General features: G+C 48.4%; 4 protein-coding genes. All 4 read right to left on the minus strand.

Annotated elements, in window-relative coordinates:
- Window positions 1-23 precede the first annotated feature (23 nt).
- Complete coding sequence (locus OKC29_RS21715) at window positions 24-614, minus strand: hypothetical protein (RefSeq protein WP_128343822.1); 591 nt, start codon at window positions 612-614, stop codon at window positions 24-26.
- 379 nt (window positions 615-993) lie between these two features.
- A complete protein-coding gene (locus OKC29_RS21720) occupies window positions 994-1833 on the minus strand; it encodes a hypothetical protein (protein WP_103829292.1) in 840 nt (279 codons plus the stop codon).
- A 53-nt stretch (window positions 1834-1886) separates the two neighbouring features.
- A complete protein-coding gene (locus OKC29_RS21725) occupies window positions 1887-3947 on the minus strand; it encodes a TraI domain-containing protein (RefSeq protein ID WP_103829293.1) in 2061 nt (686 codons plus the stop codon).
- A 254-nt stretch (window positions 3948-4201) separates the two neighbouring features.
- Window positions 4202-5983 (minus strand): hypothetical protein, encoded by a 1782-nt coding sequence (locus tag OKC29_RS21730; protein ID WP_270669707.1) that lies wholly within the window; start codon window positions 5981-5983, stop codon window positions 4202-4204.
- Window positions 5984-6076 lie beyond the last annotated feature (93 nt).

The raw sequence follows: 6076 nt of genomic DNA on the forward strand, positions 1-6076 counted from the left end.
TTTCCTTTTTCTCCGTTTGTTGATCAAATGATGATGTCGACAGCGTGGTATACCTGTGTTGCCATTTTTTTTATGCTGGGTGTGATAGTGATGTTGAGACCCATGCCACTACATGCATTCGTACATCTCCTGACATCGGCCTGATTCCACTTTGAAATCCTCCCCATAAGTACGCCAAGATGCTGGCCTGCATGCTTCAGTGAAATTTCCTCCCGCTCATCGCCTTGGTAAAATTCGACTATGAATCTGACGATCTGCGTGTAGAGATCCAGAGGGTCCATTACATCAAAACTTGGTTGGAAGAGATTCAGCGTGTGAATCACAAGCCCCTCCAGACGGGGGTCGATTTTCGACGTTGGTCGGCCGGGAGTATTTTGCGTCCCCATCCACTGGATGGCTGAAATTGGCGAGCCCGTGATGATACCGATTTTCTTCCTGTGAATTTTCAGCATGGACAGAAGCTGTTGAGTTCGTATCACTTCGTTAAGCTGTTCAGAGGTCTCCCCAATGATCATGGCGATGTCTGGCGATAACCTTATGTGCTCCGGTAGTATCAATGTAGCAAGAGAACCGAGCCTACTTGGATTCATCCTGCAGTATTGGACTACTGACATAAGTTCATCCCTTTTCAGTAGACATACATCTGCTAGGAAATCACAATTTGTGAAGCTACTACTGATCAAATGCAGTAGAAGTGCCCGAGGGAATTGAGCATCTGCGTCCTCGTCCCTTGCAGGCATACCGTTGGCGATGGCATTGAATACTGGTCGAAGATCGATAGTTCCAAAGCACCCGCTAGGGTCATCATGAATGTCATCCATCACTCGGCGTTTGAACTGAAGCGTCTTTATCCAAAATTCATTCTGGCAAAATTGCTCAAGCCCATACCCTGTTAGATTGTGAGAAAAGGGGGCCGCATATGAACGATGTAGGATGGCGTGCCTGATTATCTCTGCCAGGAGTGAGCCACAGCATGCGATCAATTTGTCCCGTTTATTCGACATCACACTCTCCGCTGTTTAGTGCCACGCTGATCGACATGCGTCGTATCAATCGCATTAGTCTGCCACAAGCTGGGTGAATTGTGTTGTCGTTTGATTCGTCGATCATGGAGATGATTGTTGCGTTGGCCCAGGACGAACGAGATAGGTTGAATCGCAGATGAATTGACTCTGCCATCTCGTTTTCATCGCGATATCCATTTCTGAGAGCCAACTTATCGAGGCCGGCCGCCAGTGACTCGCTTCGTGATGATTGTGCGCCGAGCAGAAGTAAAGGGATTGCTCTGACCATTTGTACTCTGCTGGAGACGCTGCGCAGATCAACACAGAAACCGCCATGTATAAGCGTTGATAGTTTTATGCCATATGTTGAGGCAATAGATTCGGCGGTGAGATAGATTGCGTGATCAAGAAATGAGAGGTCTTGTTGTGCTTCAGAGATCTGCTCTGGTGCTGTGGAGATCTCGATGTCTGGTTTTGTGGCGACCAGAAATGAAATGGCATGGCCAACAGTGTAACCCTCGATGGGGCTTGTTGGATTGTTGTCCCACTTATCCTGACCGTCGCAAATCTGCGAGAGAAGGGCGGCCACGTTTTTGATTTCCATGGCCGACGCCGACCGGAGCTTCTCAGCACCAAATGTTACGATGCTGTTCCAGCTTGCTCGGTAGTCGCGAATAAACCGCTTCGATGAGGCCATCACCTCTTCGTAACTACTAGGTGTATCAATTGGAATTTCAAGCTGCTCGTTGCCGTAGAGTGCTGCAATTGCTAACAGTCTCTCCCCGCCATCAAGCTTCCTAAGATCCAAATCTTCTTCTAGCCCGTTCACTATTTATCCTCCCGCAATCACCACAAAATTTGTGTCTTTTTTTTTTGCGATATCTATCTGATATCGCCGAGTGTTATGAATCTATTTGCATTGTTGAAATCGAGGTCAAGCATCAGCTCTTCGGTACCCTGTGCTGTCAGCACCATCACGTGCAAGTCAGCTCGTTTTCGCATGCCAACAATTTCAGCTGTGATCATTGTGCCACCCAGGATAGAACGCTCAAACGTCAATACCGATGCAATGGCGTGCTGAATTTTGGACACTGCATCGCGTCTCGCTTTGGGATCCATGTTCTTGTTCGCGCCATTTTGATCTAGAAAGGTGTAGAAAAGCCCCGGGCTGACAAAACAGAGCCTGCGTTCTGAAACGATATGTACTGCGCCAGCTCTTGCATTGACCTGGATGGTCCCGGTCATGATCTGTGCACGTAGCCACTCAATAAATTGGTGTGCTGTATCAGAACGGCCAGAATTTGTTTTTTTGATGGAGTGTGGCGCGGACTGTCGAGTCTCCTGACGTGTACTCGGCGCCTCATTTCCTTGAATGAAGTTTTTGAAGTCGTCGCTTGTAGTCTTCACCGTCAAAGGGTATTCAACGTTGCTCGCTACCACTTCGGCAGTAAGTTCAGTGAAGCTCTGATTATCGGTGCAGGTTGGTGGGACTTGCTCATTACGCTGTTGAGGTTGTGACTCCATGCTCTGATCGGGTGGGACCATTTTGGCTTCAGGAGCGGCGGTGTTTTTCGGTATCGTCTGAGTAGAGATAGCCTTCTGATCTGAATGAACTTGTGATTGAGCGGGCTTAGCAACCTGCTTCACATCGCTTGTTGATGAGCCTGCCTTGGCCGGCTGAGCTTCACCGGGGATCTGATGATGATATTGTTCATCTACAGATGGGCATAGAAGCCTGCCGGTGTAGACTGGAAGCTTTGCATCTGGGTCTAGGACCTGGCGTTTGATCAGCACCACTGCAAGTGGCTTTTGATTTGGAGTGAACATGAGCGAGTGCATCGCCTTCCCATTCATGTTCAGTATCAACATGCCGTTGTCACCCATTGTGTCGTAAATCAAGCTGGTGTTATCCGGCAGGAACTGGTTTTCGGAGCCGAGGGCAGATCGGATGCATTCGACGAAACGCGGGGCGACACAAGCAATGAAGTGTTGGGATACCCAATAGGGTGAATTTTTCTTGTTAGGCTCAAAGTCACGCAGTGACAGCGTAATTCCCTTGATGGCCAGGGCATGAATTTGCGGCCTTTTTGCAAGAGAGCTATTCACAGTGGCTTGTGCAGCTATTGCTACAGGGGCATCTGCCATGGCGTCGCCTGTTGATTGAGAGTCGCACTCAATCACGCACCGACCGATATTCCCCCCTAGCTCCATTGCTTTTCCACCAATCGTGGCAAGCCATTCATCGCGGATGATTGATTTTTTCCAGATCCAACTGAGTGCAGCCCTTGGCATGATTTGGAATATCAGTGGAAGACTCGCAACTTCGTGTACGCCGTGCTGGCGGCGGTCATTGTATCGATAGATGTACTTGGTACCCGGCGCCATGGGGCCAAGGTGTGGCAACCAGGGTGTCATGTTTGACCCCTTCACAACCACCACATCAACATCAGTGAGGAGCTTGCCAATATCGTGCAGTGCCCCCGCTGAAGTCATCGCGAAGATATATAAGGCCTGCCATTGAGAGATCTGTTCCTCTCCATCGGCTATGTATAAGAATCGACCTGCGATTCGGGCTGAGTACACCGCAACTTCGATACTGTGCTCTAACAGACCACCAAGGTGAGCGTGGTGATGTCGTTCACTCGCGGGCAGGTGCTGGCACCAAGCTGCAAGATTTCGAAAGAGCTCCATGTAAATTTGATTGAATCGGGTCTCATCGAGTTGCGTGAACGCACTCAAGTTCTGCAGCAGGGGTATATGGCGTTTTAACAAGGCATCAGGGCTCTCTGCGACGAGGGCACCACCGCTTAATGCATTTGCTTGTTGTGCTGGATCAGCGTGTGATTTGTTATCGATTTGTCCGACTTGTTGCCTTGTTGACCGCTTGAACCACCAATTACGCACGCCTGCTTCTCCTTCACTTCTTGTAGTATTTTCTTCCAAACACTGATCACTCTGGGGTCAGCCTCTGGCATCACTTTTCTCTGAATGTAGCCGCGCGAGTGGATTGATCAATAATGGCGAGTGGATTGATCACACAAAACAGTGATCAATCCACCAGAAACGACAATACGGCATTAAAAACTAGGGAAAGTGCGAACAAGTATCCCAAGAACAAAAAATGAAAATTTTAGTCATTTAATATCAATGGGTTACCAGTAAATGCTCTCGTGCCATATGACTTATTCGCACCTTCCCTAGATGAAGAGATTGGAGTTAAGAAGATGAGTTGCGTCAGCTGGCGGAAGGGTTGATACGCCGGACTTGAGTTGGTTGTTAGTAATAATGGCATGCGTAAGAACTGTGGTGTTACTGAGATTGACAGCGCCACCAATATCACAACCAACCATGCGTAGCTTGACCCTGTTAGAAGACACGGAATCTATGTCAAATGCATTGGCCGCGGTGGGATTTCGGTGTAGTAAGCCAACACCGATTAGTGATATGTCACAATTTGCACCGCCAAGCAGTTGATATGAATTCACTGTAATGCCAGTCCTGCCAGCGAAGGAATTAAACCCGCTTAACGCCAACTTAGATGCGCCGGATACACCAAATGATGGGCTCTGGAGATCCTCACCACCTACTTTTGTAAACATCTCACAGTTTACGGTTAGGCGCACGTTATCAGCACGACCAAAGGTGCTTACCCCCTGCATAGAAAATTTTCTGCAGTTGAGTGTGGTCCCACCATGCTGATTCATAGCCCCACCGTTCATAATAAAGCGATCGATAGCAAGCCCACCGGTTGAGAATGGCTGACCTATAATTGAATCACCGACAATCACATCCCCATTGATACCAATGAACTCGACGTACCGCCCTGTAATGCTGCCACTATCTATAAACACGTTAGCCGTGAGCGGGTAGCCAGGCGCACCTGTACCACGAAAGACTGTCGAGCTGAGGGGGTTTTTCATCTTCACATTAAGCATTGTGAAGTGACCGTTGCCGCCCAAGCGATAGGTAGGATTGATCAGAATGGAATTTTTACCTAGTAGCTCCATATTATGGAATGTCACATCAGTTGGGAAAATGTCACACAACATGTCACCATCCCACACACCACCAGAAAAAGTAACCCGTTTAGTCTGCTGACCGAAAGTAGGCCCAGACTGAGCTAGGGCGATAGCATACTTACCGACAGGATTGGAGCAATCAGTGAATGTTAGATCGTGTTCGTATGCCCCGTGTGCTGAGTACGGATAATTGTCGAACTGCGAACTCTCACAACCGAATGCTTTGCAATGGGCCGCACGGGTATAGTCAATAAGATGGCGACCAGCACAGCCTGTCAGCCTATGATTATAGGCCTTGTGTGCCTTGTTCCACTGCACAAGATACCCTCTCCCAGCAGAAGTATCCCGAGGCTTTTTCAGATGTGAGTTTTTTGCTGCACACAAGTATGTGTTAGAAGTGAAGATTACAGGATATGTTGTATCTATGGCTTCCCCCACAATCACTGAGCAATGCACCGCCATAATTAATGATACCCCTGATACCATTGCTTCTGGATTAGTGGTTTGAGAAATGTCGACAAACTCACCTACAGTGACACGTACGTTTTTGGCTGGTTTAGTTACCTGTCGCAGTGATAGCGTCTCACCAGTATTATCCCAACCAAGCGCGTAGTCTATGGTGATGGCTGATCCGCTGATATTGGTTATTGCGCAAACGTAATCGGTCTTTCCGCCCTTAATCTGCACGTAATCACCGGCAGCAAACAGAGATGGGTCAGCTACCGTAAAAGTGCTGGTTCCTTCCGTTTGTTGGCCTGATATAGCAGTCTCAAGCCCAGCTTCACCATAGATATTTATTACGCCAATAGAACGGTCAGCATTGCCTATGTCTGATACGCCATCCCAAATGAGTTTTTTGATGCGTATGTCAATATCAGTGGCCACACCCAAAAAAATTGGACTAGAAACGGTGAAAAGGTCACCATAGCAATTTTTTTTCGAGGCAACAGCCGCTTCCAAGCCAGCAGCCAGAGAACGGCGTTGTTGCCCAAATCAGCCATCAGGTCACAACGTCCCCAGCCCCAGGTGACCGCTACACTCGGGGCTTTCTGA

The sequence above is a fragment of the Aeromonas sp. QDB34 genome (genome assembly GCF_027705405.1).
In the GTDB taxonomy this organism is placed as follows: Bacteria; Pseudomonadota; Gammaproteobacteria; order Enterobacterales; family Aeromonadaceae; genus Aeromonas; species Aeromonas hydrophila.

Coding starts and splice junctions, on each gene's coding strand:
- OKC29_RS21715 (WP_128343822.1), bottom strand. CDS start 614: ATGTCAGTAGTCCAATACTGCAGGATGAATCCAAGTAGGCTCGGTTCT.